This window comes from Polaromonas sp. P4_H1, from assembly GCF_056400945.1.
In genome coordinates, this window is the sequence record NZ_JBFUKG010000006.1 from 140,587 (window position 1) to 167,270 (window position 26,684).

General features: G+C 61.1%; 19 protein-coding genes. 8 read left to right on the forward strand and 11 right to left on the reverse strand.

Annotated features, from left to right (window positions below):
* The first annotated feature begins 6 nt into the window (after positions 1-6).
* From smc to AC1DS5_RS10190, 6 genes are all read left to right on the forward strand, one after another.
* Positions 7-3,555, forward strand: a complete 3,549-nt coding sequence (gene smc, locus AC1DS5_RS10165) for a chromosome segregation protein SMC (protein WP_477718122.1) — start codon at positions 7-9, stop codon at positions 3,553-3,555.
* Positions 3,556-3,661: 106 nt separating this feature from the next.
* A complete protein-coding gene (locus AC1DS5_RS10170) occupies positions 3,662-4,756 on the forward strand; it encodes a cell division protein ZipA C-terminal FtsZ-binding domain-containing protein (protein ID WP_477718123.1) in 1,095 nt (364 codons plus the stop codon).
* A gap of 36 nt (positions 4,757-4,792) precedes the next feature.
* Positions 4,793-6,913: an NAD-dependent DNA ligase LigA gene (gene ligA / locus AC1DS5_RS10175; protein WP_477718124.1), complete on the forward strand. Its 2,121-nt coding sequence runs from the start codon at positions 4,793-4,795 to the stop codon at positions 6,911-6,913.
* Positions 6,914-7,060: 147 nt separating this feature from the next.
* Positions 7,061-7,264: a hypothetical protein gene (locus tag AC1DS5_RS10180; RefSeq protein ID WP_011483505.1), complete on the forward strand. Its 204-nt coding sequence runs from the start codon at positions 7,061-7,063 to the stop codon at positions 7,262-7,264.
* 107 nt (positions 7,265-7,371) lie between these two features.
* Positions 7,372-7,911: a peptide deformylase gene (gene def / locus AC1DS5_RS10185; protein ID WP_477718125.1), complete on the forward strand. Its 540-nt coding sequence runs from the start codon at positions 7,372-7,374 to the stop codon at positions 7,909-7,911.
* A gap of 105 nt (positions 7,912-8,016) precedes the next feature.
* Positions 8,017-8,724, forward strand: a complete 708-nt coding sequence (locus AC1DS5_RS10190; RefSeq protein WP_477718221.1) for a class I SAM-dependent methyltransferase — start codon at positions 8,017-8,019, stop codon at positions 8,722-8,724.
* A gap of 142 nt (positions 8,725-8,866) precedes the next feature.
* On the opposite strand, the gene AC1DS5_RS10195 is transcribed toward AC1DS5_RS10190, so the two are convergent.
* From AC1DS5_RS10195 to map, 5 genes are all read right to left on the reverse strand, one after another.
* Positions 8,867-9,715 (reverse strand): phosphate/phosphite/phosphonate ABC transporter substrate-binding protein, encoded by an 849-nt coding sequence (locus AC1DS5_RS10195; protein WP_477718126.1) that lies wholly within the window; start codon positions 9,713-9,715, stop codon positions 8,867-8,869.
* Positions 9,716-9,745: 30 nt separating this feature from the next.
* Positions 9,746-10,819, reverse strand: coding sequence for a hypothetical protein (locus AC1DS5_RS10200; RefSeq protein ID WP_477718127.1), 1,074 nt, complete (start codon positions 10,817-10,819; stop codon positions 9,746-9,748).
* A 5-nt stretch (positions 10,820-10,824) separates the two neighbouring features.
* Positions 10,825-11,706: a phosphate/phosphite/phosphonate ABC transporter substrate-binding protein gene (locus tag AC1DS5_RS10205; protein ID WP_477718128.1), complete on the reverse strand. Its 882-nt coding sequence runs from the start codon at positions 11,704-11,706 to the stop codon at positions 10,825-10,827.
* Between the two features lie 321 nt (positions 11,707-12,027).
* Complete coding sequence (locus tag AC1DS5_RS10210) at positions 12,028-14,619, reverse strand: [protein-PII] uridylyltransferase (protein ID WP_477718129.1); 2,592 nt, start codon at positions 14,617-14,619, stop codon at positions 12,028-12,030.
* 52 nt (positions 14,620-14,671) lie between these two features.
* Positions 14,672-15,526, reverse strand: a complete 855-nt coding sequence (gene map, locus AC1DS5_RS10215) for a type I methionyl aminopeptidase (RefSeq protein WP_477718130.1) — start codon at positions 15,524-15,526, stop codon at positions 14,672-14,674.
* Positions 15,527-15,819: 293 nt separating this feature from the next.
* Here map and purL point away from each other — a divergent pair, with 293 nt between their 5' ends.
* Positions 15,820-19,929, forward strand: coding sequence for a phosphoribosylformylglycinamidine synthase (gene purL / locus AC1DS5_RS10220; protein ID WP_477718131.1), 4,110 nt, complete (start codon positions 15,820-15,822; stop codon positions 19,927-19,929).
* Between the two features lie 82 nt (positions 19,930-20,011).
* Here the strand turns inward: purL and AC1DS5_RS10225 are convergent, their stop codons facing one another.
* From AC1DS5_RS10225 to AC1DS5_RS10250, 6 genes are all read right to left on the reverse strand, one after another.
* Entirely contained in the window at positions 20,012-20,797 is a 786-nt protein-coding gene (locus AC1DS5_RS10225; RefSeq protein ID WP_477718132.1) for a peptidylprolyl isomerase, read from the reverse strand.
* Positions 20,798-20,910: 113 nt separating this feature from the next.
* Positions 20,911-21,204: a BolA family protein gene (locus AC1DS5_RS10230; protein WP_477718133.1), complete on the reverse strand. Its 294-nt coding sequence runs from the start codon at positions 21,202-21,204 to the stop codon at positions 20,911-20,913.
* Positions 21,201-21,827: a septation protein A gene (locus AC1DS5_RS10235; protein ID WP_477718134.1), complete on the reverse strand. Its 627-nt coding sequence runs from the start codon at positions 21,825-21,827 to the stop codon at positions 21,201-21,203. Before AC1DS5_RS10235 ends, AC1DS5_RS10230 begins: the two co-directional genes overlap by 4 nt.
* Before the next feature lie 138 nt (positions 21,828-21,965).
* The gene (gene msrB, locus AC1DS5_RS10240) at positions 21,966-22,376 is read right to left on the reverse strand and encodes a peptide-methionine (R)-S-oxide reductase MsrB (protein WP_477718135.1); all 411 of its coding nucleotides are present in this window, start codon (positions 22,374-22,376) and stop codon (positions 21,966-21,968) included.
* A 21-nt stretch (positions 22,377-22,397) separates the two neighbouring features.
* Positions 22,398-23,900, reverse strand: coding sequence for a protein adenylyltransferase SelO (locus AC1DS5_RS10245; RefSeq protein ID WP_477718136.1), 1,503 nt, complete (start codon positions 23,898-23,900; stop codon positions 22,398-22,400).
* Between the two features lie 43 nt (positions 23,901-23,943).
* Positions 23,944-24,639: a Crp/Fnr family transcriptional regulator gene (locus tag AC1DS5_RS10250; protein WP_477718137.1), complete on the reverse strand. Its 696-nt coding sequence runs from the start codon at positions 24,637-24,639 to the stop codon at positions 23,944-23,946.
* A 311-nt stretch (positions 24,640-24,950) separates the two neighbouring features.
* On the opposite strand from AC1DS5_RS10250, the gene AC1DS5_RS10255 reads away from it, so the two are divergent.
* Entirely contained in the window at positions 24,951-26,579 is a 1,629-nt protein-coding gene (locus AC1DS5_RS10255; RefSeq protein ID WP_477718138.1) for a 3-(methylthio)propionyl-CoA ligase, read from the forward strand.
* Positions 26,580-26,684: the final 105 nt, after the last annotated feature.

The window sequence follows — 26,684 nt, forward strand, 5'->3', positions numbered from 1 at the left end:
ACTGCCGTGCGTCTCAATTCGATCAAGTTATCAGGGTTTAAATCGTTCGCGGAGCCCACCAATTTCGTGTTGCCGGGGCAACTGGTCGGTGTGGTGGGGCCCAATGGCTGCGGTAAATCCAACATCATGGACGCGGTGCGTTGGGTGTTGGGGGAAAGCAAGGCCTCCGAGCTGCGCGGCGAGTCCATGCAGGACGTCATTTTCAATGGCACCAACACGCGCAAGCCAGCCAGCCGCTCCAGTGTGGAGTTGGTGTTTGACAATGCCGATCACCGGGCTGGTGGCCAGTGGGGTCAGTTTGCCGAGATCGCCGTCAAGCGTGTCCTGACGCGCGACGGCACCTCGAGCTATTACATCAACAACCAGCCGGTACGCCGCCGTGATGTGCAGGACGTGTTCCTGGGGACCGGCCTCGGCCCGCGGGCTTACGCCATCATTGGCCAGGGCACGATCAGCCGCATCATCGAGTCCAAGCCGGAAGAGTTGCGCCTCTTTCTGGAGGAAGCCGCAGGCGTATCGAAATACAAGGAACGCCGCCGGGAGACCGCCAACCGGCTGTCGGATACGCGGGAAAACCTGACGCGGGTAGAAGACATCCTGCGCGAGCTCAATGCCAACCTCGACCGGCTGGAAAAGCAGGCCGAAGTGGCCATGCGCTACAACACCCTGCAGGCTGACAGCACCCTCAAACAGCATCAGCTGTGGTTTTTGAAGCGTGCCGAGAGCCAGGCCGATCAGGCCCGGGTCAAGGTGGATTCCGAGAAGGCGGTGAACGATCTCGAAAGTCGCGTTGCCGACCTGCGCCATATCGAAGCCGACCTCGAAACCATTCGCCAGGCACACTATGCCGCGGGCGACCAGGTCAATCAGGCGCAGGGCAAACTTTATGAGGCCAGCGCGGAAGTCGGGCGGTTGGAAGCTGAAATCCGCTTTGTGGTCGATGGCCGGCTGCGCGTCGAGCAGCGTCTGGCCCAGCTCAAGGAGCAGACCGCCCAATGGGCGACGCGCCAGGAAGACGCCGCAGCCGAGACGGAGAGCCTGGCAGCCCAGGCCATCGAAGCCGAAGAAAAAGCCGAGCTGCTGGTGGCGCAAACTGAAGAGCACCAAACCCAGCTGCCGGCACTTGAAGAAGCGCTGCGCCAGGCCCAGGCCAAATCCAACGAGCAGCGCACCGGTGTGGCCCAGGTCCAGCAGCAGATTCAGGTGCTGGCCGCCGACCAGCGCAACATTGAAGAGCAATCGCGCACGCTGGCCTTGCGCCATGAGCGCTTGACGGCCGACCGCAACGCGCTCAATGCTCCCGATGAAGCGCGCCTGGCGAACCTCACTGCGCAATTCAGCGGCGCACAAGAGGCACAGGCGGAATCCGAGGCACGCCTGCATGAGTTGACCGAAACCGTGCCGCAGCTTGACGAGGAACGGCGCACCCTGCAGCAGACCGTTAACACCGAGTCGGCCAAACGCGCCGACCTGTCCGCCCGCATGGAGGCGCTCAAAGCCCTGCAGGAAAAAGTCAAAACCGATGGCAAGCTCAAGCCATGGCTGGAAAAGCACGGTTTGGGCAGTCTGCAAGGCCTGTGGAGCCGTATTCATATTGAGCAGGGCTGGGAGAACGCCCTGGAAGCCGCATTGCGCGAGCGCCTGGGTGCGCTCGAAGTCAGCCGCCTGGACATGGTGCGCGGCTTTGCGGGCACCGATGGCCGCGGTGACGGTGAAGGGCCGCCGGCCAAACTCTCGTTTTATACGGCGCCCCATGCCGCGGTGCCCGCCCGCTCCAATCCATCCGTCAGCCTCAAGCCCCTGGCCGATCTGCTTCGCCTGAACGATGCCGGCCAGTCGGCGCTGCTGGGTGACTGGCTGCACGGCTGCTACACCACGCAAAACCTGGACGAAGCCTTGGCGGCTCGCGACAAGCTGGATGCAGGCGAAGTGATTTACGTCAGGAGCGGCCACGCCGTCACGCAGCACAGCGTCAGTTTTTATGCACAGGATTCCGAGCAGGCCGGTTTGCTGGCCCGCGCGCAGGAAATCGAAAACCTCGACAAGCAGCTCAAGGCCCAGGCCCTGATCAGCGATGAAGCCAGAAGCGCGCTGGTACGCGCTGAAGCCACATATGCGGATGCCGCCCAGCGGCTGGTCACGGCACGCCGTGAAGCGGCCGAAGGCCAGAGCCGTGCCCACGAACTGCAGGTGGAAGTGTTGCGCCTCACGCAACTGGCCGAGCAAACCCGTGCCCGCAGCGAGCAGATCCAGGCAGACATGGCGGAAATTGAGGCCCAGCTCGGTGAGCTGCAGGAGCGCAAGGTCACGGCCGAGGCCCGCTTTGAGGAGCTCGACATGCAACTGGCCGACAGCCAGGAGCGTCATGCCCAGTTCGATGACCGGGTGATCGACACCGAGCGCAAACTGGGTGAGTCACGCGAGCAGCAACGCACGCTGGAGCGCCAGGCGCAGGAAGCGCAATTTGCCCTGCGCAGCCTGGCTTCACGGCGCGAAGAGCTGGCCCGTTCCATTGCCATTGCCACCCAGCAGGCCGCGTCGATTGCAACCGAAGAAGAGCGTGCGAAAGAAGAGTTGTCCCGCCTGACCGATGCAGCGGCGCAGGCCGGCTTGCAGAGCGCGTTGAGCGTCAAGCTGGAACGCGAAGCCGACCTTGGCGCCAAACGCAGCCAGTATGACGACCTGACGAACAAGCTGCGCGCCAGCGACGAGCGCCGCCTACAGCTTGAGCGGGAACTCGATCCTTTGCGCCAGCGCATCACGGAGTTCCAGCTCAAGGAACAGGCCGCACGCCTGGGCTTTGAACAATACGAACAACTGCTGAACGATGCACAGGCTGACCTGGTGGCAGTGGAGCAGTCCATTCAGGCTGGCAATGTGCGCCTGACCGGCCTGCAGGGCGAGATTGACCGCCTTCACCGGGAAATCCAGTCCCTGGGTGCCGTCAATCTCGCTGCGCTGGACGAGTTGAGCGCGGCCCGTGAGCGAAAACAGTTCCTGGATGCGCAGTCCGCTGACCTCAACGAGGCCATGGGCACGCTGGAAGATGCGATTAAAAAAATCGATATGGAAACGCGCGATCTGCTGGCGAGTACGTTTGAAACCGTCAACACCCATTTCGGCAAGATGTTCCCCGAACTGTTTGGCGGTGGTAACGCACGTCTGGTCATGACCGGCGAAGAAATCCTCGACGCCGGTGTGCAGGTGTTGGCCCAGCCGCCCGGCAAGAAAAATCAGACGATTCACCTGCTCTCGGGCGGTGAAAAAGCGCTGACGGCCATCGCCCTGGTGTTTGCGATCTTCCAGCTCAATCCCGCACCGTTCTGCCTGCTGGACGAGGTCGACGCGCCGTTGGACGACGCCAACACCGAGCGCTACGCCAAGCTGGTGAGCTCCATGAGCAAGGAAACGCAGTTCCTCTTCATCAGCCATAACAAGATCGCCATGGAAATGGCCGAGCAGCTGATCGGCGTCACCATGCAGGAGCAGGGCGTTTCGCGCATCGTGGCGGTGGACATGGAAGCGGCACTCGGATTCTCCGAGATCGCAGCATGAGCACCATCGGTTTGCCCCCACGAAAATCAGCCCTTGCCGGCGGGAAGCGCACCGCCCCCCTCCCACCTGGGCGGGATGGAGCGGGCGGTGCGGGGGCGCGTCTCGCATGAGCACACTCCAGGTCAGTTTGGCGGTGGTGGGCGGCTTGGTGCTGGCAGGCGTGGTGGCTCACAGCGCCTGGTCGTCGCGCAGAAACCTGCCCAAGCGGGCCACACCACCCGTGCCTCCCGCACAGGAGCCCGCACCGCATCAGGCGCCAATGCAGGCACCCACTACAGCGCCTGACGTACTGGCCGAGCGACAGGAGCCCAGCTTTGATACAGATGTGGATGGCGACTCTGGCCTGCCCTCCCTGGCGAGCCTCACCACGCCCGACAGAAAACCCGGTCTGGACGTACTGATCGACGCAGTGGCGCCGGTGGTGGTTGAGTCGGTGGTGTCGGGTGACGCTGCGTTGGCCGCCATGCCCAGCACTCGCCGTGTCGGCAGCAAACCCTTCGGGGTGGAGGGCCTCAGCGTGACTACTGGCGAGTGGGAATTCCCGACCGCCGGTCATCGCTACAGCGCCTTTCAGTGCGGCGTGCAGTTGGCCAACCGAACCGGTGCGCTCAACCAGATTGAGTACTCCGAATTTGTCATGAAGGCGCAGGCCTTTGCCGACGCCATTGGGGGGGAGCCGGAATTTCCGGAAATGCTCGACGAGGTTGCACGTGCCAGGGAACTGGACCAGTTCGCCAGCGGGCACGATGCCCAGTTGAGCTTCACCCTGCGCGCCATTCACACAGCCTGGAGCCCCGGTTATGTGCAGCAAAGCGCCGCAAGGCTCGGTTTTGTAGCCGGCTCCATCCCGGGCCGCATGGTGCTGCCCGCCAGTCAGCCGGGCCATGCGCCGATTCTGGGCCTGGCCTTCGATACGCAGGCCGCCATGGCGGACGACCCCGAACAAACGGCGTTGCGCGAGCTCACGCTGTCCCTGGACGTGCCGCAAGTCCTGCGCTCCGAGCAGCCGTTTGCGCGCATGTGCGAGGTCGCCATGGCCCTGGCCGCCAGCATGGATGGCGTGATCATCGACGACAACGGCAACCTCATCCGGCCAGAAGCGATGGACGTGATCCATGCCGACCTGGAGCAGCTCTATGACACGCTGGACGGCCGCGACCTGTCGGCCGGCTCTGTGCTGGGCAGGCGTCTGTTTTCCTGACTTTCCCGGGCTTGCCGCTCACTTTTGATTTTTTTCATGGCCACCAAAGACCTGTTTGCGCAGCCGGAGCCTTCGCGGCCGCCGGCGTCCCCTGCCGAGCGCATGGCCGCCTTGCGCGCTGAACTTCACGCTCATGCGCATCGCTATTACGTCCTGGACGAACCCACCATTCCCGACAGCGAGTACGACAGGCTGTTCAAGGAGTTGCAGGACCTGGAAGCGGCATACCCGGAGTCGCTGACATCGGATTCCCCGACGCAGCGCGTGGGCGGCAAGCCGCTTGACCAGTTTGCCAGCGTGCGCCACAAGGTGCCCATGCTCAGCATTCGCACGGAGACGGACACAGAGGCCACCGGCGCGCAAAATTTCGACACCCGCGTGCGCAAGGAACTGGGGCTGACGGAGTCGGATCCGCCGGTCGAGTATGTGGCTGAGTTGAAGTTTGACGGGCTGGCCATGAGCTTGCGTTATGAGCACGGTGTGCTGGTGCAGGCTGCCACCCGCGGCGACGGTGAGGTCGGGGAAGAGGTGACGCAGAACATCCGCACCCTCAGGCAGATTCCGCTCAAGCTGCCGTCTGACGCACCGCCTGTGCTGGAAGTGCGGGGTGAGGTCTACATGCGCCGCCCCGATTTCGAGGCCTTGAATGACAAACAGCGCGAGAAAATAGCTGCGGGTGTCAAAGGGGAAAAAACCTTTGTGAATCCACGCAACGCCGCCGCCGGTGCGGTGCGCCAGCTGGACCCAGCTATCGCCGCACGGCGCCCGCTGAGCTTTTTTGCCTATGGTGTGGGCGAGGTTGTGCTGGAGGCCGAACACATCGACCCGAAGAACCCCTGGGTTGCTACCCATATGGAGCTTCTGCAAACGCTGAAGTCATGGGGTTTTCCAGTGGCCGCCCAGACCAGGCTTGCGCATGGTGCGCCTGAATTGATAGCGTTTCACCAGGCCATGGGCAAGCAGCGCGACAGCCTGCCTTACGACATTGATGGCGTGGTGTACAAGGTCAACAGCCTGGCGTTGCAGAAAAGGATGGGATTTGTCAGCCGGGAACCGCGCTGGGCCGTGGCCCACAAATACCCGGCGCAGGAACAGCTCACCACCGTGCTGGGTATTGAGGTGCAGGTCGGGCGCACGGGCAAATTGACGCCGGTGGCCAAGCTGGCACCGGTCTTTGTCGGTGGCGTTACCGTGACCAATGCCACCCTGCACAACGAAGACGAGGCGCGTCGCAAGGATGTGCGGGTGGGCGACACCGTGATTGTCCGCCGTGCCGGCGACGTGATCCCCGAGGTTGTCAGCGTGCTGCCCGACAAGCGATTGCAGGGCGCACCGATGTTCACAATGCCGCGCCAATGTCCGGTCTGCGGCTCCGATGCGGTGCGCGAAGAGGGCGAAGCCGACTACCGTTGCACCGGCGGGCTTTTTTGCGGCGCACAGCGCAAGGAGGCCATCCTGCACTACGCGCACCGGCGCGCCGTCGAGGTTGAAGGCCTGGGTGACAAGCTGGTTGAGCAATTGGTGGACGCCCATGTGATTCGCACGCTGCCCGACCTTTACAAACTGGGCCTCACGGCGTTGGCCGGCCTGGATCGCATGGCCGACAAATCGGCCAATAACCTGCTCAAGGCGCTGGAAAAATCCAAGCAGACCACCTTGCCGCGCTTCCTGTTCGGCCTGGGTATCCGCCACGTGGGTGAGGCTACCGCCAAAGAGCTGGCACGCCATTTTGGCAAGCTGGACGCCATCATGGATGCCACGGAAGAGCAGTTGCTGGGTGTCAGCGATGTCGGCTCCATCGTTGCCCAGAGCATACGCACCTTTTTTGACCAGCCGCACAACCGTGAGGTGGTCGAGCAGCTGCGCGCCTGCGGCGTTCACTGGGAGGAGGGCGAACCTGCTGCAGTCACCCCTAAACCGCTTTCCGGGAAAACCTTTGTGATTACCGGTACCTTGCCCACCCTTAGCCGGGACGAAGCCAAGGACAAGGTGGAGGCCGCCGGTGGCAAGGTGACCGGCTCGGTCAGCAAAAAGACGGATTATGTTGTGGCGGGTACCGAGGCTGGCAGCAAACTGCTCAAGGCGCAGGAACTCGGTATTGCCGTGATGGATGAAGGGGCATTGATGCAGCTGCTGGCTTCTGCTGAAGCCGGATAAAGCGAAATTTGTCTCAGCGTTGTCTCTGTGGCCATGCCGTAGCCATAAGTGACTCCTGTCGCTTACAGATCATTACAGAGCTTTGCAAACCCGACGTCACGCCAAGTGGGGCACTGATACGTTAAAAGCTCAGAACAGGAGCTTTTCATGAACTACATCCGTTTATCCGGCTTGCTGGCAACCGCCGGCGTGGCTGCCTTGCTGTCCGGCTGCGTGGTCGCTCCGGTTGGCTATCGTCCTTATGCCACCTACCCTGACGCGTCTGTGTATGTCGAGACCGCGCCGGTTGTCGTGGTGCCTGCACCGTACTACGGCTACCGCGGCTACCGGGGTTATCGGCACTGGCGTTGAGCAGGTTGCCGCGCGGTCACACCGGCAGCATTGCAATTAAACCGGAGTTGGCAATGCGCCAACCCGTCAAGCGCGCGTAAGTTCGCCAGCCCCGCGATAATGGGGCTATGACCATTCGCGAAATTCTCAAAATGGGCGATGCGCGTTTATTGCGGGTTGCCCAGCCTGTCGCGGCATTTGACACGGACGCACTGCACTTGCTGGTGTCCGACATGTTTGACACCATGCAGGCTGCGGAGGGCGCCGGTCTGGCCGCCCCGCAGATCGGCGTCGATTTGCAACTGGTGATTTTTGGCACCAGCCAGGTCAATCCGCGCTACCCCGACGCGCCGCTGGTCCCTCGCACCGTATTGCTCAACCCCATCGTCACGCCCTTGAGCCCCGATGAGGAGGAGGACTGGGAGGGCTGTCTGTCCGTGCCGGGCCTGCGCGGTTTGGTTCCGCGTTTTTCACATATTCGGTATACCGGCTTTGATCAGTATGGCGATCCCGTTGACCGAACCGTGAACGGCTTTCACGCCCGCGTGGTGCAGCACGAATGCGATCATCTGATGGGCAAACTCTACCCGATGCGCATCCGGGACTTCACACAGTTTGGTTATACCGACGTACTGTTTCCGGGGCTCGATGCATCGACTGACGATTGAGCCGAAGGATTGAGGCTCAAAGGCGTACACTGAACTGGTCGGATTCCACAGTTTTGGCAGTTTTTGCCCGTTTGTGCGTGTTGTACGCCAGGAAGAGTTTTCGGGATGTCCTCTGTTCCTGGCCGGACCCCCCTGGGGGCTGTTAAACCGCCAACCCTACCGCCCTATCAATTCAAGTTTGAAACGATCACCGGAAGCGGCGACGATCTTCAAGTGCGTTCCCTGCTGGACCGGCAGCAATTTCACGATCCCCTGGGCGAGGCTGAAGCAGAAGGCATTTCATCATCAGCCTGGCCGATTTTTGGCCTGCTGTGGCCGTCCGGTCGGGTGCTGGCTCATGTCATGCTGACCTATGAACTTGAGGGCAAGCGTATTCTGGAACTGGGCTGCGGTCTGGCTCTGGCCAGCCTGATCGTGCATCGGCGCGGCGGGGATATCACGGCGAGCGATTGCCACCCGCTGGCAGCGGCTTTTTTGCTGGAAAATCTCAAACTCAATCGGCTCCCGGCCATGAAATACCAGATGGGCAACTGGTCAAGGGCCAACCCGCTTCTGGAGCGCTTTGACCTGATCATTGGCAGCGATATTCTTTATGACCGCGGGCAGCCCCAGGTCCTGTCGCAATTCATTGATCTGCATGCCCAGCCAGACGTTGAGGTGTTGATCGTCGATCCCGATCGGGGCAATCGGGTCGCATTTAACCGGAACATGGATTCGCTGGGTTACTCCCATACGCAGACACTTATTTCTCAACTGCCCGGCAGTGGTGCCAAATACAAGGGACGACTGTTGCGCTACCTGAGGACGTCTTGAAGGCTGCTGCTAGGGTAGTCGGCACTCAAGGCTCCTGCAACACGCTCGATCTCAAATGCGCCTGGCGCCCCGGCCAGGCAGATGTTACAAGTTACCAATGCAACTTGCATAGCGCGCAAGAGCATGAATTAAGGGTATGAATTTACTCGCCCGTATATTCCAGCAGGGCCAAGTAGTCAGCGCGGTCGGCCTTGGCCCACTGCTTGACGCCTATGTCAGACAGAATGCCTGCAGACTGGCTGTTCATGGCCAGAAGTGATTCGGTGAGTTTGGCCACAAGTTCTGGTGGTGCTTTGGGTGACGCCAGTACCGACCAGTTGACCACCGGCTGCGTTTCGCCAATGATGCGCCCCCCACCATCCTTCCACTTTTTGGCAATAGTTGGATTGACCACGCCGGCCTCAGCCAGGCCGGCGTTGATCTGTGCGGCCACCGTATCCTGGAAGCGGGTATGTGACATGTAGGGTTCGCGCATATTCGTGCGGCGTATTTCGGCCTTAGCCACAGCAGTGGTAGCGGAAAACTCGTCGGGCAGCAGCAGTTTCCTGCCGCCGAGTTGTGAAAAGTTCTGGATTGGGGAATCCTTTGGAACAATAAATGCGGCCTTGTAGGGCTCTGGCCGGCGCACCAGTGGCTGGTAGCCGTGATCTCGCACGAGCTTGGACAACTGGTTGACCGATTTGCCAAAAATCAACAGCGGCTTTTGCTCCGACTGTGCTTGTTGCACGAAGCGCCGGATATCGATGATGGGGTCTACATAGACCTGCTTGTTGCGGATTTGTGCGGCCATGTAGTCGGCCCAACTGCGGTAGCGCATGGCCAGCATGGAAATGCTGAAGTCCGCTGTCATGGCTTCGTTGACCAGCAGGCGCCACTGGTCTGCGCCGGACTGCTGCGCCCGGACAATCGGGGTGTTGCACAGGGCGGCGGCTGTGACGCTGCGCAGGACGGTGCGCCGGCTTATGGCGGTCTGGCAAAGGGTCTGATTCATTTCATCACCTGTAAGCGTTGGGTTGGAGTACTAGGGTGCCAAACTGGCCGTCGACTTACCGGGAGCCTGCTTCTCCCAGGCTTGCGCGGCTTCCAGGGTCATTTTGAAAGCGGTGGCGCTTTCAAGAAGCCATTTCTTGTTCTCGGGCGACAGGGCATAGTTAAGCCTGAACTCATCCAGCGGCATACGGTCTTCTTTGACTGCCTTGATCAGGCGGTCGATCTCTCCGGCTGCGTGAGCGGGTGTTGATAGCAGCACCAGACGGCTCATCTTGTCCGGGTTGTTGGGCACGTGGCAGCTTGTGCACTGCGACTCGCGCATCTGCAGCGCAAGGTCGCGGTACTGGCGATCGATGGATTTGATATAGGGGTTCTCGGGGCGGTAGAGGCCGTCAAAAAGGGTCACTGCTGGCTGTGTATTGCCCTTTTCGTCGGTCCACAGCCAAGGCCCTTCATACTTGGCATGCTTGATTGGTTGCACCGGTAGCAGCATCGGCGTCGACGCGCGGTCGGTGAACTGCGCTGCACGGATCTTGCCCGTCTCCGGGTTTATCCAGAGCATGAAAGCATTGGCGTTTTCATACATCGCCCATTTGCTTTCGTCATGCCAGAACGGGTAGGGGAACTGCCCCGGCGCCAACCGGTTGCGAAAAGCCGCTTCCAGCTCGATCCGGAACATCTTCTCCTCCGGCACCCACTCCACTTTGTGGCGCCCATTGAACATGAAGAGTGGCGCGTACATGCTGGTCCAGATGTCCGGCGCGAACTGGGTCAGGTTGGTCTGGCGCAATGTGGCGTTGGCCGTCTTGCTCTGCCGGCCCCACAGCACAATGCCGGGCAGATGAGAGCGCAGGGCGCTTGATCCGAACAGCCCTTTGCGGCAAGTGTTGTAGGCCCCGGTATCCCCCGCAGATGCGAGAGGGCAATGCGAGGCCAGGTCCGCGGCGATATCTCGCGCCGTTTGCTGAATCGCAGGCGGCACGCCAATTGGATCTGGCGATTGCAGGTTGGGCAGGGAGACCGCCGCGGCGGCAATCCCAAACCCGCAGAGGAGGGCCGCCACTGCGACTCGGATGCTGTGAGATTTGTAATGCGTGTCGAACATTTCCCTCACTCCTTCGTGTAATCCAACAAGTCAAGATAGTCCTTGCGCTCGGCCGCAGCCCATGCCTTGACGCCGATGGCGGCAATGACCGTGGGCGCCTGGCTGTTCATGCTGAGCAGCGCTTCGCGTAGTTGCTGCACCACCTCCGCCGACAGACTGGGTCCTGCCAACACAGACCAGTTGACCACTGGCTGGGTCTCGGCCAGCATGCGGCCGCCTTCTTCTACCCATTTGCGGGCCGTGGTCGGGTTGACCACACCCACTTGGGCCAAGCCGGCCTTCACCTGCTGGGACACGGCTTCCTGGTAACGGATATGCACGATGCTCGCATTGACGTTTTGCCGCCGTAGCTCAGCTTTGGCCACGGCACTGGTCGCTGCGTATTCGTCGGGCATGATGATTTTTGCGCCTTTCGCATCCGAAAGGTTCTTCATCGGTGAAGCCTTGTCGACGATGAACGCGGCCTTGTAGGGGTCAGCACGTCGCACTACGGGCTGATAACCGTCATCCCGCACCAGCTTGGCCAGCTGATTGACCGACTTGCCAAATATCAGCTCTGGTTTGGACTGGCCTTGTGCCAGCGTCATGAAGCGCTTGATGTCTACAACGGGTTCCAGTCCGATGGACTTTCCCTTGAGGTGCGCTTCCAGGAAATCTGCCGTAGGACGGTAGCGGCTCGTCAGGATGAAGATGTTGGTGTCACCCGTCACGGCCTCGTTGATGACCATGCGCCATTGACTGCTTGCGGCTTTCTTGCTGGCGCCGGGGCTTTGGGCCCATGCCGGCACAACCGGCAGCAGGGCGCCAACACCGAGTGAAAGTAAGGTTCTACGGTCAAATGGGGTGAGTAGGCCGTGAGGGCGCGGATCGTGGTCAGGACGTTTCATGCTGGCTGGTTTCCTCGTCATGCGCCGGGGAGGCATGCGTAAGGAGAGTCTAGGAGCGCGCCAGTACGGGCACAAATTGCTGCGATGCACCTTCCCCTGTCAGATCTGACAGGGTCAGCAGCTAGACACTCCAAGTGACGATACAACTGCTAACGTCAAAAGCAATTCGATACCTTTTTTGGAGGAGGTGAGTGATCGCGTTTTCGCGAAGCCCGGACGTATCTGCGCTAAAACGGCTGCAGGACGATATCCTGATCAACTGTCAGAAATTCAGGTAACAAACGTAAAGCGAAGCCAACCAGTTGGCTTGCAGCAACGGCCTCAGGCGTTCAGCGCTTCCAGCAACTCGGTTTCAATGGCGATTTGCGCCTTGTTTTGCTGCAATTCGGGGCCATCGATCAGGAAGGTATCTTCCACACGCTCGCCCAGTGTGGTGACCTTGGCAAGCTGCAGGTTGATGCGGTGGCGGGCCAGGACTCGCGCAATCAGGTACAGCAGGCCGGCGCGGTCGCTGGCCGATACGCTGAGCAGCCAGCGCTGGGCTTTTTCGTCCGGCTGCAGATCCACCCGTGGTGCAATCGGAAAGCTTTTGACGCGGCGTGATACGCGGCCCTTGCCGGGAGGAGGCAGCGGGCCCGGCTCTTCAATGGTTCGGTCCAGGTCAGCCTCGACCATGGCGGCCAGCTCTCGGTAGTGGTCGACCAGCTCGGGACTGACCACCTGGAAGGTGTCGAGCGCATAACCGTTTTTGGCGGTGTGAATCTTGGCATCCAGAATGCTGAAACCTGCCTGGTCAAAATAACCGCAAATGCGGGCGAACAGGTCCGGTGCGTCAGGCGTGTACACCAGCACCTGCATGCCTTCGCCGGCCGACGAGCGGCGCGCACGCACGATGACCTTGGCCTTGCCCACGTAGCGCGACAGCTGCCGGGCGTGCCAGGCAATGTCGGCTGCCTCATGGCGCATGAAGTAACTCACGTCCAGCGTATCCCACAGCGCCTTGTGGGCCTCGAATGGCTCGGCATGCAGCGCCAGCGTGGTCAGGGCCTCGCGCTTGCGGGCCTCCACCTCGGCATCGGCGTCAGGTGCGCGCCCACCCAGCACGCGCAGCGTGTAGCGGTAGAGGTCTTCCAGCAGCTTGCCTTTCCAGGCATTCCAGACCTTGGGGCTGGTGCCCCGGATATCGGCCACCGTCAGCAGGTACAGGGCGGTCAGGTAGCGCTCATTGCCTACCCGCTTGGCAAAGGCGGCAATCACGTCGGGGTTGCTGAGGTCTTCCTTTTGGGCGATCCTGCTCATGCTCAGGTGCTCACCCACCAGAAACTCGATCAGGCGGGCATCCACAGCGGCGATGCCGTGCTGGCGGCAGAAAACGCGCACGTCCTTGCAGCCCAGTTCTGAATGATCGCCGCCACGCCCTTTGGCAATGTCATGAAACAGTGCGGCGACGAACAGTATCCAGGGCTTGTCCCATCCTGCCGCAAGCTGTGAGCACATGGGGTATTCGTGCGAGTGCTCGGCCATGAAGAAGCGCCGCACATTGCGCAGCACCATGAGGATGTGCTGGTCCACGGTGTACACGTGGAACAGGTCGTGCTGCATCTGCCCGACGATTTTGCGGAATATCCATAAATAACGGCCCAGCACGGAGGTCTGGTTCATCAACCGTATGGCGTGCGTGATGCCTTCGGGCTGCTGCAGTATGCGCCGGAAGGTGTCCCGATTGACGGGGTCGCGGCGAAACTTCGCGGTCATCACGCCACGGGCGTTGTACAGCGCCCGCAGAGTGCGTGCCGACAGCCCCTTGATGCCGACGGTCGTCTCATACAGCAGGAAGGTTTCAAGAATCGCATGCGGCTGGCGCACATACAGGTCATCGCTGGTCACCTCCAGCATGCCGGCCTTGTCGCAGAACCGCTCGTTGATGGGCTGCAAGGGATAGGTGTTGGGGTTCAGGCGCTCTTCAATGTTGAGCAGCAGGATCTGGTTGAGCTGGGTCACCGCCTTGGCGGCCCAGTAGTAACGGCGCATCAACGCTTCGCTGGCGCGGCGTGGCAGCCTGCTGCCATCGTCGGCGTGGCTTGAGTAGCCGAAAGACTCCGCAACAGCCGTTTGCAGATCGAACACCAGGCGGTCTTCGCGCCGTCCCGAAATAAGGTGCAGGCGGGCGCGTATCAGGCTCAGCAGCGCTTCATTGGCCTTGATTTGCCGCACCTCGAAGGCCGTGGCGAGGCCGCTACGGGCCAGATCATCCCACGATTTTCCGAGACCCGCCGCCCGCGCAACCCACAGCACCACCTGCAGATCCCGCAAGCCTCCCGGCGACTCCTTGCAATTGGGCTCCAGGGCGTAGGGGGTGTTTTCAAACTTGTTATGGCGCTGACGCAATTCCAGTGTTTTGGCCACATAAAAGGCCTTGGGGTCGAGCACCTCGTTGAGCTGTTTTTGCAGCCTCAGAAAGTTCTTTTTTGAGCCGGCAACCCGTCGTGCTTCCAGCAGGGAGGTCTGCACGGTGACATCCTTGGCGGCCTCTTCCACGCAGTCGGCCACGGTACGCACGCTGGAGCCGATTTCAAGCCCGCTGTCCCAGCAGCTGCTGATGAAGTTTTCCACTTTGGCTTTGAGGGCCGCATCTTCCTGGGCATTGGCGTCGTCCGGCAGCAAAAGCAGGACGTCCACATCGGAGTGGGGAAACAGCTCGCCCCGGCCAAAACCACCGGCCGCCACCAGGCAGGCCGTGGCCGGGAAGCCGGCACGCTGCCAGAGCAGCTGCAGCGTGGCGTCTGTGTGTTTAGCCAGTTTTTGCAGCAGGCTGTGAATGCCGCGGGATGAGGCGCCGCTGCCGGCCAGCGACGCGAGGAGGGCTGTCTTGCCCGCGCGGTATTGCTCCCGCACCTGAAGCAGTTCACTCATGGGTAGGGAACGGGGTCATCAAGGTGCGCAGGACAGGCTGACACGAGCCGGCTCAGGCGCTGACCAGGATTTGTGCCGGATTGTTTTGAGCCAGAAAATCTGCGACAAACGCAGGAATGGGCGGGCTGCCTGCCGAGAGAGTCAATACCTCGTAACCGGTTTCGGTAACGAGGATGGTGTGCTCCCATTGGGCTGACAGTGAATGGTCGCGCGTCACGATGCTCCAGCCGTCTTTTTCCGGGCCGTCCTTGATGTCGCGTTTGCCGGCGTTGATCATGGGCTCGATGGTGAACGTCATGCCCGGCTTGAGCTCCTCCAGTGTGCCGGGGCGGCCATAGTGCAGCACCTGCGGCTCTTCATGGAATTTCTGGCCGACGCCATGCCCGCAGAATTCGCGCACGACGGAAAACCCCTGTTTTTCTGCATAGGCCTGGATGGCAAACCCGATGTCCCCCAGGCGCACGCCTGGTTTGACGCGCATGATGCCCTGCCACATGGCCTCGTAGGTGACCTTGCACAGCCGCTTGGCCGCGATCGACGCCTCGCCGATCAGGTACATGCGGCTGTTGTCTCCGTGCCAGCCGTCCTTGGTAATAACGGTCACATCGATGTTGACGATGTCGCCTTTTTTCAGCGGTTTATCGTTGGGGATGCCGTGGCAAACCTGGTGGTTGACGGAGGTGCACAGCGATTTGGGGTAGGGCACGTAGCCGGGGGGGCCGTAGCCCAGGGTCGCGGGAATGGTGCCCTGGACCTGGGTCATGTAGTCATGGGCCAGCCGGTCGATCTCATTGGTCGTCACGCCGGGTTTGACGAAAGGCGTGAGGTAGTCCAGCACCTCGGACGCCAGCCTGCCGGCCAAGCGCATGCCCTCAATACCCGCAGCATCTTTGTACGTAATACTCATGTTTCTGATTATCCCACCGGTCCGTGCCATGGGTATGTATGGGTATTCTTGCGGAATTGAACGGGAAATGTGGCGAGACAAAGTGAACGGTAAAGGAGGGGGCTATTGGGTCAGACTGCGGGTCTGGCGGTGTCCGTCCATGAAAGTAGCCCGTTCATTCAGCACAAACCGAGTCGCTGATAAAATTACGGGTTAACGCGTAACCGGCAAACCCTAGCGATTGCAGGTGGTGTTAAACCCCCACAAAAACAGCCTATGAGCTGCCCACCTCCCACTACAAGGCCACCACTACCGTGACCCTGCACCTGACGACTTTTGAGGGCGAACCCCACGGGATCAACGCCCTGAGCGACTTCCGCGTCCAGCAACTTCTTCCCCGCCTGCAAGCCATTCACGACAAGATCGCCGGCATCAGTGCCCGGTTTGTGCACCTGGTGGCCACCGAGGCGCCGCCTTCGGACGCACTCAGGACCCGGCTGGCGGCCTTGTTGACCTACGGCGAGCCTACAGCCTCAGTCAAGGCGGTTGACACCGCGCTGTTCATCGTGTCGCCGCGTTTCGGCACGGTGTCCCCCTGGGCCTCGAAAGCCACGGACATCGCCCACAACTGCGGGCTGGCCGTCAAGCGCATCGAGCGCCTGACCGAATACCGCCTGCACCTGAAATCGGGCCTCTTGGGTAAGGCCAGCCTCACCGATGCCCAGCGCGAGCAGGTTGCGGCACTGCTGCACGACCGCATGACCGAAAGCGTGATGTTCGACCGGGCGCAGGCGGCAGGCCTCTTCACGGAACTGCAGGGCGAGGCGCTTCAGACCATTGACGTGCTGCAGGGTGGCAAGGCCGCGCTGGAGCGCGCCAATACGGAATTCGGCCTGGCACTCGCCGCCGACGAAATCGACTATCTGGTGAATGCCTTTACCCAGCTCAAACGCAACCCGACCGACGTCGAGCTGATGATGTTTGCGCAGGCCAACAGCGAACACTGCCGGCACAAAATTTTCAACGCCGACTTCACGATAGACGGCGTGCCGCAAGAGAAAAGCCTGTTTGCGATGATCCGCAACACCGAAAAGCTCCATCCCCAGCACACGGTGGTGGCCTATTCGGACAATGCCTCGGTCATGGAAGGGTCCAGGGTCCAGCGGTTTTATGCAAAATCGGCCTCGAGCCCAGAAAACACCAAGGATGAAAGCTATCAAAGTTATAGCGCCACCGACGATGTGCTGATGCACGTGCTGATGAAGGTCGAGACGCACAACCACCCGACGGCGATCTCGCCATTCCCTGGCGCCTCGACCGGTGCTGGCGGCGAGATCCGCGACGAAGGCGCCACCGGCCGCGGCTCCAGACCCAAGGCCGGCCTCACGGGCTTCACGGTCTCCCGTCTGTTTGACGGCGATTACGGCAAGCCGGAGCACATCGCCAGCCCGCTGCAGATCATGACCGAAGGCCCGCTGGGCGGTGCGGCCTTCAACAACGAGTTTGGCCGGCCCAACCTGGCCGGCTATTTCCGCGAATACGAGCAAACCCTGGGCGGCCAGCGCTGGGGTTACCACAAGCCCATCATGATCGCCGGTGGCGTCGGCACGATTGACGCGGGCCTGACCCAAAAGATCCAGTTTCCTGCCGGCACGCTGTTGATCCAGCTGGGCGGCCCTGGCATGCGTATCGGCATGGGCGGCAGCGCGGCCAGCTCCATGGCCTCCGGTGCCAATGCGGCGCAGCTCGATTTTGATTCGGTGCAGCGTGGCAATCCCGAAATCGAACGCCGTGCCCAGGAGGTCATCAACCAGTGCGCCCAGCTTGGCGCGGCCAACCCCATCCTGGCCATCCATGACGTCGGTGCCGGGGGCCTGTCCAATGCGTTCCCCGAACTGGTGAATGATGCTGGCCGGGGCGCCCGTTTTGACTTGCGTGCCGTGCCGCTGGAAGAAAGCGGACTGTCGCCCAAGGAAATCTGGAGCAATGAAAGCCAGGAACGCTATGTCATGGCGATCGCGCCCGAGTCGCTGGCGCAGTTTCAGGCCTTCTGCGAGCGCGAGCGTTGCCCCTTTGCCGTGATCGGTGTTGCCACCGACGAACCGGTATTGGTGGTGGCGGACAACGAAGCGGCCGCGCGCCGCGCCGCGCCGCCCCAAGCAAGCGCAGCCCCCTCGGGGGGCAGTGAGGACACGACAGTGCCGAACGTGGGGGCTTCATATCCTCCAGTCGACATGCCGATGAACGTGTTGCTGGGCAAGCCACCCAAAATGCATCGCGACGTGAAAAGCCTGACACGCAGCGTCAAGCCGATTGACCTGACCGGTGTGGACCTCCAGCAAAGCGTCATTGCCGTGTTGAGCCACCCCACGGTCGCTTCCAAGCGCTTTTTGATCACGATTGGCGATCGCACCGTGGGCGGCCTGACGCACCGCGACCAGATGGTGGGCCCCTGGCAGGTGCCGGTGGCCGACTGTGCGGTCACGCTGGCCGATTACCGGGGTTTTGCCGGTGAAGCCATGAGCATGGGTGAGCGCACCCCGCTAGCCGCTGTCAATGCTGCGGCTTCGGGCCGCATGGCTGTCGCCGAGGCCATTACCAACCTGCTGGCCGCGCCGATCGAGTTGCCGCGCGTCAAGCTCTCTGCCAACTGGATGGCTGCCTGCGGCGAGCCGGGGCAGGATGCGGCGCTGTACGAGACCGTCAAGGCGGTGGGCATGGAGCTTTGCCCGGCCCTCGGCGTGTCGATTCCCGTCGGCAAGGATTCGCTGTCCATGCGCACGGTCTGGAGCGGGGACCAGGCAGGCGGTGAGCGTAAAAAAGTGACCTCACCGGTGTCACTGATCGTCAGCGCTTTCGCAACGCTGGCCGACGTGCGCGGCATGCTCACGCCCGAGCTGAACACGGCAGAGGCAGATACCTCGCTGATCCTCATCGACCTGGGCAAGGGCCAAAATCGCATGGGTGGCTCCATCCTGGCGCAAACCCTGAATCTTGAGGACGGCGCGGTGCCGGACCTGGACGACCCGAAGGATCTGGTCAACCTCGTCAATGCGATCAACGCGTTGCGCAAACAAGGCCGGATTCTGGCCTACCACGACCGTAGCGATGGCGGCTTGCTGGCCTGCTGCTGCGAAATGGCGTTTGCCGGCCACGTGGGCGTGTCGCTGAACGTGGACATGCTGCTGGTCGAGGGTGACGGCATTTCCGACAGCCGCATGGACATGGGCGACAGCAAGAACTGGGCAAGCCAGGTCGGAGTGCGCCGTGAAGAGCTGACGCTCAAGGCCCTGTTCAATGAAGAGCTGGGTGTGGTGATCCAGGTGTCCACCGACGTTCGCAACGAGGTGATGCAGACCCTGCGCGAGCACGGCCTGTCCAGGTTCAGCCATTTCATCGGTAAAACCCGCCCGCAACATGCTTCGCTGGAAGTCGGCAAGGGTGAAGTGCAGGTCTGGCGCGACACCAAGGCGGTGTTTGGCGCCAAACTCCAGGACCTGCAGCAAGTGTGGGACAGCACGAGCTGGAAGATTTGCCAGCAGCGCGACAATCCGGCCTGTGCCGATGCCGAACACGCTGCAGTTGGTGATCCAGCCGACCCGGGCATGCATGTGCAGCTGACGTTTACGCCTGAATCCCGCGCGCCCGGGCTGATGCTCACGCGTCCCCGCGTCGCAGTGCTGCGCGAGCAGGGGGTCAACTCCCATGTGGAAATGGCCTATGCCTTCACCGAAGCGGGCTTCGAGGCGTTTGACGTGCACATGACGGACCTGCAAAGCGGCCGCGCCCGGCTGGCGGACTTCCAGGGCGTGGTCGCCTGTGGCGGTTTCAGCTACGGCGACACACTCGGTGCCGGCATAGGCTGGGCCCGGTCCATTACCTTCAACCCGGTACTGGCCGAGCAGTTCAAGGGCTTTTTTGCACGGCCGGATACCTTTGGCCTGGGCGTGTGCAATGGTTGCCAGATGTTTGCGGAACTGGCCGACATCATCCCCGGCGCGCAGGCCTGGCCCCGCTTTACCACCAACCGGAGCGAGCGCTTTGAGGCGCGCCTGTCCATGGTGGAGGTGCTGGATTCGCCAAGCCTGTTCTTCAAGGGCATGGCCGGCAGCCGCCTGCCGATTGCCGTCGCGCATGGCGAAGGCTATGCCAATTTCGCTTACCGCGGGGACGCCGGCAAGGCGATTGCAGCCATGCGCTTCACGGACAACCACGGCCGGGCGACCGAAACCTATCCGGCAAACCCCAACGGCAGTGCCGGTGGCCTGACCGCCGTGACGACGGCCGACGGGCGGTTCACGGCCATGATGCCGCACCCCGAGCGGGTGTTCCGCAACGTCCAGATGAGCTGGACCACGGGCGACAAGGGCGAGTTCAGCCCCTGGATGCAGCTGTGGCATAACGCGCGCCGCTGGGTCGGGTAATGGTGTGGTGAAACAAAAAACGCGGCCTTGAGCCGCGTTTTTTTTGAGATGGCGCGCAACGCGCCGGAGCGTCAGCTGACGCTTATTCGATCTTCGCTTTTTTACGCAGGTCTTCCTGGAAGGTGGCCAGCTTCTGCTGCTGCATCTGCTGGGCGATTTGCGGTTTGACTTCTTCAAACGAAGGCAACTGGGCGCTGCGGATGTCGTCAACGCGGATCACGTGGTAGCCGAACTGCGACTTCACCGGCGCATCGGTCAGCTGTCCTTTGTTGAGCTTGAGCAGCGCCTCGCTGAACTCAGGCACATACCCCGACGGATTGGCCCAGTCGAGGTCACCACCCTTGGCTCCTGAGCCTGGATCCTTGGACTGTTTCTTCGCAATGTCTTCAAACTTGCCGCCTTTTTTCAGGCTGGCAATGATGGCCTTGGCTTCGGCTTCCTTTTCGACCAGGATATGGCGGGCCTTGTATTCCTTGCCGCCGTTGGCTGCGGCGAACTTGTCGTACTCGGCCTTCAGATCAGCTTCGGTCACCGGGTTTTTCTTTTGATAGTCCGCGAACAGTTCACGGATCAGGATGGTCTGGCGCGCCAGTTCCATTTGCACCTTGAAATCTTCGCTGGCGGACAGTCCCTGCTTTTCAGCCTCCTGCATGAACACCTCACGCGCAATGACTTCCTCGCGCAGCTGGTTTTCCATGTCGGGGGTCACCGGACGGCCGGAGCGGGCAATTTGCTGGGCCAGCGAATCAAGACGCGCCTTGGGGACTGCCTTGCCGTTGACGATGGCGACGTTCTGCGCGAAAGCGCCTTGCGCGCCCATGGCCAGCAGCCCTGCAACGACGGTAGCCAGTAAAAATTGCTTTTTCATGATGTATTGGTAATCCTTGATGACGCTTGGTGAATGGTTTGGATCTTGGGCGGAGTTGATTGCCGGCGGTTACGGGTTTTACAGCACATCCACCGGGGGGTCAGTTTTCAGTTTCAATCAACAATCTCAATGGCCAGAGCATGAAGGCCCTGATCGATGAAATTTTGCATTGCATCATACACAAGCCGGTGGCGCGCCACGCGGCTCTTGCCTGCAAACGCGGGGCTGGCAATGCGGACGCGAAAGTGTGTGCCAAAGCCCTGTTCATTGGCCCCCGCATGGCCCGCATGGGCGGCGCTTTCGTCCAGCACTTCAAGGTGCGTGGGATGAAGCTGTTCCCTGAGCTGCAGTTCGACGTCTTGCACGCGGACGGGCAGTGGCCGGCTGGCGGGTATAGCTACGCTCATGGCGTGGTGCCCGGTTTGATGTGCTTGTTGAGGTAAATCGCCTGGGCAAGCACAAACACCATCATCAGCCCCAAACCGCCGAACAGCTTGAAGTTGACCCAGGTGCTGGTGGAGAAATTAAAGGCCACCCAGAGATTGAGAAACCCCATCACGGTGAAAAAGCCGACCCAGCTGAAATTGACAATGCGCCAGACGGAGTCAGGCAAAGCCATTTGCGAGCCCATCAATGACTTGATGCCGTTTTTCCGGAATACCAGCTGGCCCACCAGCAATGCACCGCCCATGACCCAGTACAGCACGGTCGGCTTCCATTTGATGAAGTTCTCGCTGTGAAAATAAATAGTGGCGCCGCCCAGCATAGTGACCAGGCCCAGGCTGACCCACAACATGGCGTCAACCTTGCGACCACGGCCTTTCAGCCAGAGAATTTGTGCGAAGGTGGCGACAATCACGACGACCGTGGCCAGAAGCACGGGCGCTTCGGCAGGCCCGACCACACCGCCCGACACCATGAAGCCCAGCCATTGGGTGGCCATGGTGGCGGCCCAGTCCCTGTTGCCTTCCGCGAACTTGAACATGCCAAAGAAAAGGGCAATCGGCAAAAAATCGAAGAGAATTTTCATAGGGTGATTATCGCGGGTGATAGGTATTCATAGTGGCCACGCTGGGCGAGTCAACAATTTTCCGCCGGGCCGCCCCAAGGAAAATTAGCCCCCTTGGGGGACAGAGGGTTACACGCAGTGAGCGACCTTGGGGGCCCATCACTTTGGCTTGAAATCCAGCGAAGCAGAGTTCATGCAGTAGCGCAGGCCGGTCGGGGTGGGGCCGTCGGGAAACACATGGCCCAGATGCGCGCCGCAGTTGGCACACACGGTTTCGGTGCGCGTCATGCCGTGCGCGCGGTCCACATGCTCTTCAATGGCGCCCTTCTTTAATTCCTGGGAGAAACTGGGCCATCCGCAGCCTGCGTCGAACTTGCTGGACGAGTCAAAAAGCTCGGCGTCACAGCAAATGCAGCGGTAGGTTCCCTGCGCATAGTTATCCTCGTACTTCCCGGTAAAAGGGCGCTCGGTGGCGGCGTGGCGAGTGACCTCGAAGGCAACCGGCTCGGCGCCTTTTTCCGCCAGCAAGGCCTTCCATTCGGCGTCTGTTTTCTGGATTTTGGTGCTCATGGGTATCCTGCGTTGAGGGTGTTACGAACTGCAACTTATTTCAATGGACGAAGCCCAGTCCGGCGGAAAATCGGCAAAACTCTCATGGCCCGGCTGTTCATCAAATGGGGCCTGGAGCAAGCCGAGCAAGGTGTTGACACCGGAAAAGTCTTTTAGTTTCGCCGCGCGTATGGCTTCCTCGCCCAAATGGTTGCGCAGCACGAACTTGGGGTTGCTTTTCAGCATCAAATTGGCCCGCGCCCCTTGGTCCACGCCGGCTACCCGCGCTGAATACTGCAGGGCCCAGGCGTTGAAGGATTCGCGGTCAAAAAACAGGTCCCGCACCGGCTCATGACCGCTCTGCGGAGTAAAGCCGCATAAACGGCGCCAGAAAATCGTGTAGTCCACCTTGTTGGCGGCCAGCAGTTTGAAGGTGCTTTCTATCAATTCCCTGTCGTCAGCTTGCGCCTCGTCCAAGCCCAGCTTGTTGCGCATTCGGGCTTCCAGGGCTTGGGGAAACACGGTTTTGTAGGATTCGAGTGCGGCCAGCGCCTGTTCCTGTTCTTCGATCAGCGGCAACAAGGCCTGGCCGAGGCAAAACAGGTTCCAGTAAGCGATGTTGGGCTGCTTGTTGTAGGCGTAGCGGCCCTGGGGGTCGGAGTGGTTGCAGATGTGGCCGGGGTCAAACGCATCGAGAAACTGGAAGGGGCCGTAATCGATGGTCAGGCCCAGAATGCTCATGTTGTCGGTGTTCATGACGCCATGGCAAAAGCCCACCGACTGCCATGCGGCCATCAGGTGTGCGGTGCGTTCGCTCACGGCTTCAAGCAGCGCGGCATAAGGCTGCGTTGCTTCACGGCAAGCCGGGTAAAACCGGTCAATGACGTGGTCGGCCAGCACCTTGAGCCGGGCATGCTGGTTGCTGTAGCTGAAATGCTCGAAGTGGCCAAAACGGATGAAACTGGGCGAGGTCCGCGTCACGACGGCGGCTGTTTCGATTTCTTCGCGGCGCACCGGCGCATCGGAGCCGGTCACGCAGAGTGCCCGGGTGGTGGGTATGCCGAGGCCATGCATGGCTTCAGAGGCCAAAAATTCGCGAATGGAACTGCGCAGCACCGCCCGGCCATCGCCCATGCGGGAGTAAGGTGTGCGGCCTGCACCCTTGAGCTGGATTTCCTGCGTGCCCGCTGGCGTTTGAAGATCGCCCAGCAAAATGGCCCGGCCGTCTCCCAGTTGCCCGGCCCAAACACCAAACTGGTGGCCGCTGTACACGCTGGCCAGGGGCCGGGATCCTGCCATGCCGCGGTTGCCGGTCAGCACCTCAAGCGCCTCCGCAGATTCCAGCCAGTGGTCTTCCAGGCCCAACTCACGGGCCAGCGACTGGCTGCGACTCACCCAGTAAGGCGAAGGCAGAGGCGAGGGCTGGAGTTCGGTGTAAAAACCAGGGCCCAGCCCGGCAAAACTATTGAGCCATTTCAGGCCCAACCCGGCGGGGCTCTGTGGGTCGAAAGGGGTTTCGGCAGGGGCTTCGATGGCATCGGTCATGACCCTATTGTCTTATCACGCCAGCAGCCCTGCAAAGCGGGGGTTAAACCGTCCTGTCGGCTGGCCGAACGGCGCAGGACGCCAGCGCCTGCTCATCCAGTATGGCCACGCGACCGAACTCGAGCGACACCAGCCCTTGTGCCTCCAGGGTCTGCAGCGCGCGGTTCACGGTTTGCCGTGACAGTCCGGCGAGGTGTCCCAGCTCTTCCTGCGAGAGCAGGAGCTTGCGCCGTCCCTGCCAGAACACACGGCTCAGATAGAGGGCCACGCGCTGCTCGGGGGCGCGCAGGCGGCCTGCCTCGATGATGGTCATGGCCTGCCCGAGGCGCCGGTTCAGGTGGGCCACCAGAAAGTGGTTGAACGGCAGGCTGCCTGCAAGCAGTTCGTTGAATTGGGTGCGCGGCAGGCACAGCAGCGTGGTGTCGCGCAAGGCAATCACGTCGTAGCGGCGCGGCTCCGTTTTCAGCGTCGAACCCTCGCCGAACCACTCGCCGTCAGGCACGCCCAGGAAGGCCGACACCCGTCCTTCAGATGACATGCTTTGCAGCTTCACCAGCCCCGACAGCACGGCATACCAGCCCTTGACGGTCTCGCCCGCCGCCAGCAGGACATCACCTTTGCGCCCGGCTATCGTGAATGTCCGCTCAAGCAGCCGGGTCTGTGCGTCGGCTGGCAGGTCGGCAAACCAGGGCTGGCCGCTGAGGAAGTGGTGGTGGGCGAGGGCAGCTTCAAAGGGCATGGCTTTGATTGTCCACCACCCTTGAGGTGCGGAGCCCGCCGGTGGCGAAGCCTGAATGGCGAGTAGCCGGTGCGTTCGCCAAGCCGGGTATGTACCTAGAAACTGTCGGGAGCACGACAACAGTTGCATCTTCGGTCTCGCAGGCCGACAGTAGGGCATTGCATAGGAAGGTGAGGGCCTGGTGTCCTTGACTGACGCGGATGCGGATGCGGATTTTCCCGGGGCGGCTCTGGTGGCCTGCGCGCTACCATGCAATCACGAGACATGTAGATTTAGAAAACTACCCGGCGGGGCAAGAAAGGAAACAGACGATGTTAGGTTTGATGCAAAGCCAGCCATTGCTGATCTCATCACTGATCGAGTTTGCGGAGCGCCACCATGGCGACGTTGAAATTGTGTCACGGCGGGTGGAAGGTGACATCCATCGCTACACCTGGCGTGAGGTGGCGGCCCGCGCCCGCCAGGTGGCCGGTGCGCTGGACAATATGAAGCTGCTGTTCAGCGATCGTGTTGCCACGCTGGCCTGGAACGGCTACCGGCATCTGGAGCTGTATTTCGGCGTCAGTGGTTCAGGCCGAGTGCTGCACACGCTCAATCCACGTTTGCACCCCGAGCAGATTGCCTGGATTGCAAACCACGCTGAAGATCAGGTGCTGTGCTTTGACATGAGTTTTTTGCCTATCGTCAAGGCCATCCACGGCAACTGCCCCACCATCAAGCAATATGTCGCCTTGTGCGACGCCGACAAGCTACCGGCCGACAGCGGTATTCCGAACCTGGTGAGTTATGAGGCCTGGATAGCCGCGCAGTCCATCGATTACCAGTGGCCGAGCTTCGATGAAAACTCGGCTTCGAGCATGTGCTACACCAGCGGCACCACGGGCAACCCCAAGGCCGCCCTCTACAGCCACCGCTCGACCATCTTGCATGCCTATGCGGCGGCACTGCCCGATGTGATGTGCATGAGCGCGCGCGATTCGATTCTGCCCGTGGTGCCGATGTTCCACGTCAATGCCTGGGGCATTCCGTACTCGGCCGCGCTGACCGGCGCCAAGCTGGTGTTTCCCGGCCCGGGCCTGGATGGCAAATCCGTCTATGAATTGATCGAAGCGGAAAAAGTAACCTATGCCGCCGGTGTACCCACCGTGTGGCAGATGATGCTGGGCCATATGAAGCCGGCCGGCCTGAAATTTTCAACGCTCAAGCGCACCGTCATTGGGGGCTCGGCTTGCCCGCCCGCGATGATTCATGCCTTCCAGGAAGACTACGGTGTCGAGGTGCTGCACGCCTGGGGCATGACGGAAATGTCCCCGCTGGGAACCTTGTGCACGCTGAAGAACAAACATCTGTCAATGCCCAAAGAAGAGCAGATGAAGATACGCCTGAAGCAGGGCCGGGCCATTTACGGTGTGGACATGAAGATCGTCGGCGAGGATAGCAAGGAGATCGCCTGGGACGGAAGGGCCTACGGTGACCTGTATGTGAAAGGCCCATGGATCGTCGGTGAATATTTCAAGGGCGAGGGCGGAAACCCTCTGGTTGACGGCTGGTTTCCCACCGGTGATGTGGCCACGATTGACCCTGACGGCTACATGCAAATTACTGACCGTAGCAAGGACGTGATCAAGTCGGGTGGCGAATGGATCAGCTCGATTGACGTGGAAAACATTGCGGTGGCGCATCCGGCCGTGGCCATGGCCGCCTGTATCGGCGTTCCCCATCCCAAATGGGATGAGCGGCCCATCATCGCGGTGGTCAAAAAACCGGGCATGGACGTCACGCGGGAAGAGCTGCTCAGGTTCTATGACGGCAAGACGGCTAAATGGCAGATTCCCGACGACGTGGTGTTTGTCGATGCCATTCCGCTGGGCGCGACCGGAAAGATGCTCAAGACCAAACTTCGCGAGCTGCTGAAGGACTACAAGCTGCCAACACTTTGACCTTAGTCGCACGCGTGACATTGGCTAGGGCATTCCCTGACGCAGTGCAGCATTGTTTGCCCTAACCTTTGCCCGTTCGCTGCTGATTTGCAGTTGATTTGCAGT

Excerpts from the sequence above, each read along its gene's own strand:
- AC1DS5_RS10170 (WP_477718123.1), top strand. The coding sequence starts at position 3,662 with ATGAGCACACTCCAGGTCAGTTTGGCGGTGGTGGGCGGCTTGGTGCTG.
- ligA (WP_477718124.1), top strand. The coding sequence starts at position 4,793 with ATGGCCACCAAAGACCTGTTTGCGCAGCCGGAGCCTTCGCGGCCGCCG.
- AC1DS5_RS10180 (WP_011483505.1), top strand. The coding sequence starts at position 7,061 with ATGAACTACATCCGTTTATCCGGCTTGCTGGCAACCGCCGGCGTGGCT.
- def (WP_477718125.1), top strand. The coding sequence starts at position 7,372 with ATGACCATTCGCGAAATTCTCAAAATGGGCGATGCGCGTTTATTGCGG.
- AC1DS5_RS10190 (WP_477718221.1), top strand. The coding sequence starts at position 8,017 with ATGTCCTCTGTTCCTGGCCGGACCCCCCTGGGGGCTGTTAAACCGCCA.
- AC1DS5_RS10195 (WP_477718126.1), bottom strand. The coding sequence starts at position 9,715 with ATGAATCAGACCCTTTGCCAGACCGCCATAAGCCGGCGCACCGTCCTG.
- AC1DS5_RS10200 (WP_477718127.1), bottom strand. The coding sequence starts at position 10,819 with ATGTTCGACACGCATTACAAATCTCACAGCATCCGAGTCGCAGTGGCG.
- AC1DS5_RS10205 (WP_477718128.1), bottom strand. The coding sequence starts at position 11,706 with ATGAAACGTCCTGACCACGATCCGCGCCCTCACGGCCTACTCACCCCA.
- AC1DS5_RS10210 (WP_477718129.1), bottom strand. The coding sequence starts at position 14,619 with ATGAGTGAACTGCTTCAGGTGCGGGAGCAATACCGCGCGGGCAAGACA.
- map (WP_477718130.1), bottom strand. The coding sequence starts at position 15,526 with ATGAGTATTACGTACAAAGATGCTGCGGGTATTGAGGGCATGCGCTTG.
- AC1DS5_RS10225 (WP_477718132.1), bottom strand. The coding sequence starts at position 20,797 with ATGAAAAAGCAATTTTTACTGGCTACCGTCGTTGCAGGGCTGCTGGCC.
- AC1DS5_RS10230 (WP_477718133.1), bottom strand. The coding sequence starts at position 21,204 with ATGAGCGTAGCTATACCCGCCAGCCGGCCACTGCCCGTCCGCGTGCAA.
- AC1DS5_RS10235 (WP_477718134.1), bottom strand. The coding sequence starts at position 21,827 with ATGAAAATTCTCTTCGATTTTTTGCCGATTGCCCTTTTCTTTGGCATG.
- msrB (WP_477718135.1), bottom strand. The coding sequence starts at position 22,376 with ATGAGCACCAAAATCCAGAAAACAGACGCCGAATGGAAGGCCTTGCTG.
- AC1DS5_RS10245 (WP_477718136.1), bottom strand. The coding sequence starts at position 23,900 with ATGACCGATGCCATCGAAGCCCCTGCCGAAACCCCTTTCGACCCACAG.
- AC1DS5_RS10250 (WP_477718137.1), bottom strand. The coding sequence starts at position 24,639 with ATGCCCTTTGAAGCTGCCCTCGCCCACCACCACTTCCTCAGCGGCCAG.
- AC1DS5_RS10255 (WP_477718138.1), top strand. The coding sequence starts at position 24,951 with ATGTTAGGTTTGATGCAAAGCCAGCCATTGCTGATCTCATCACTGATC.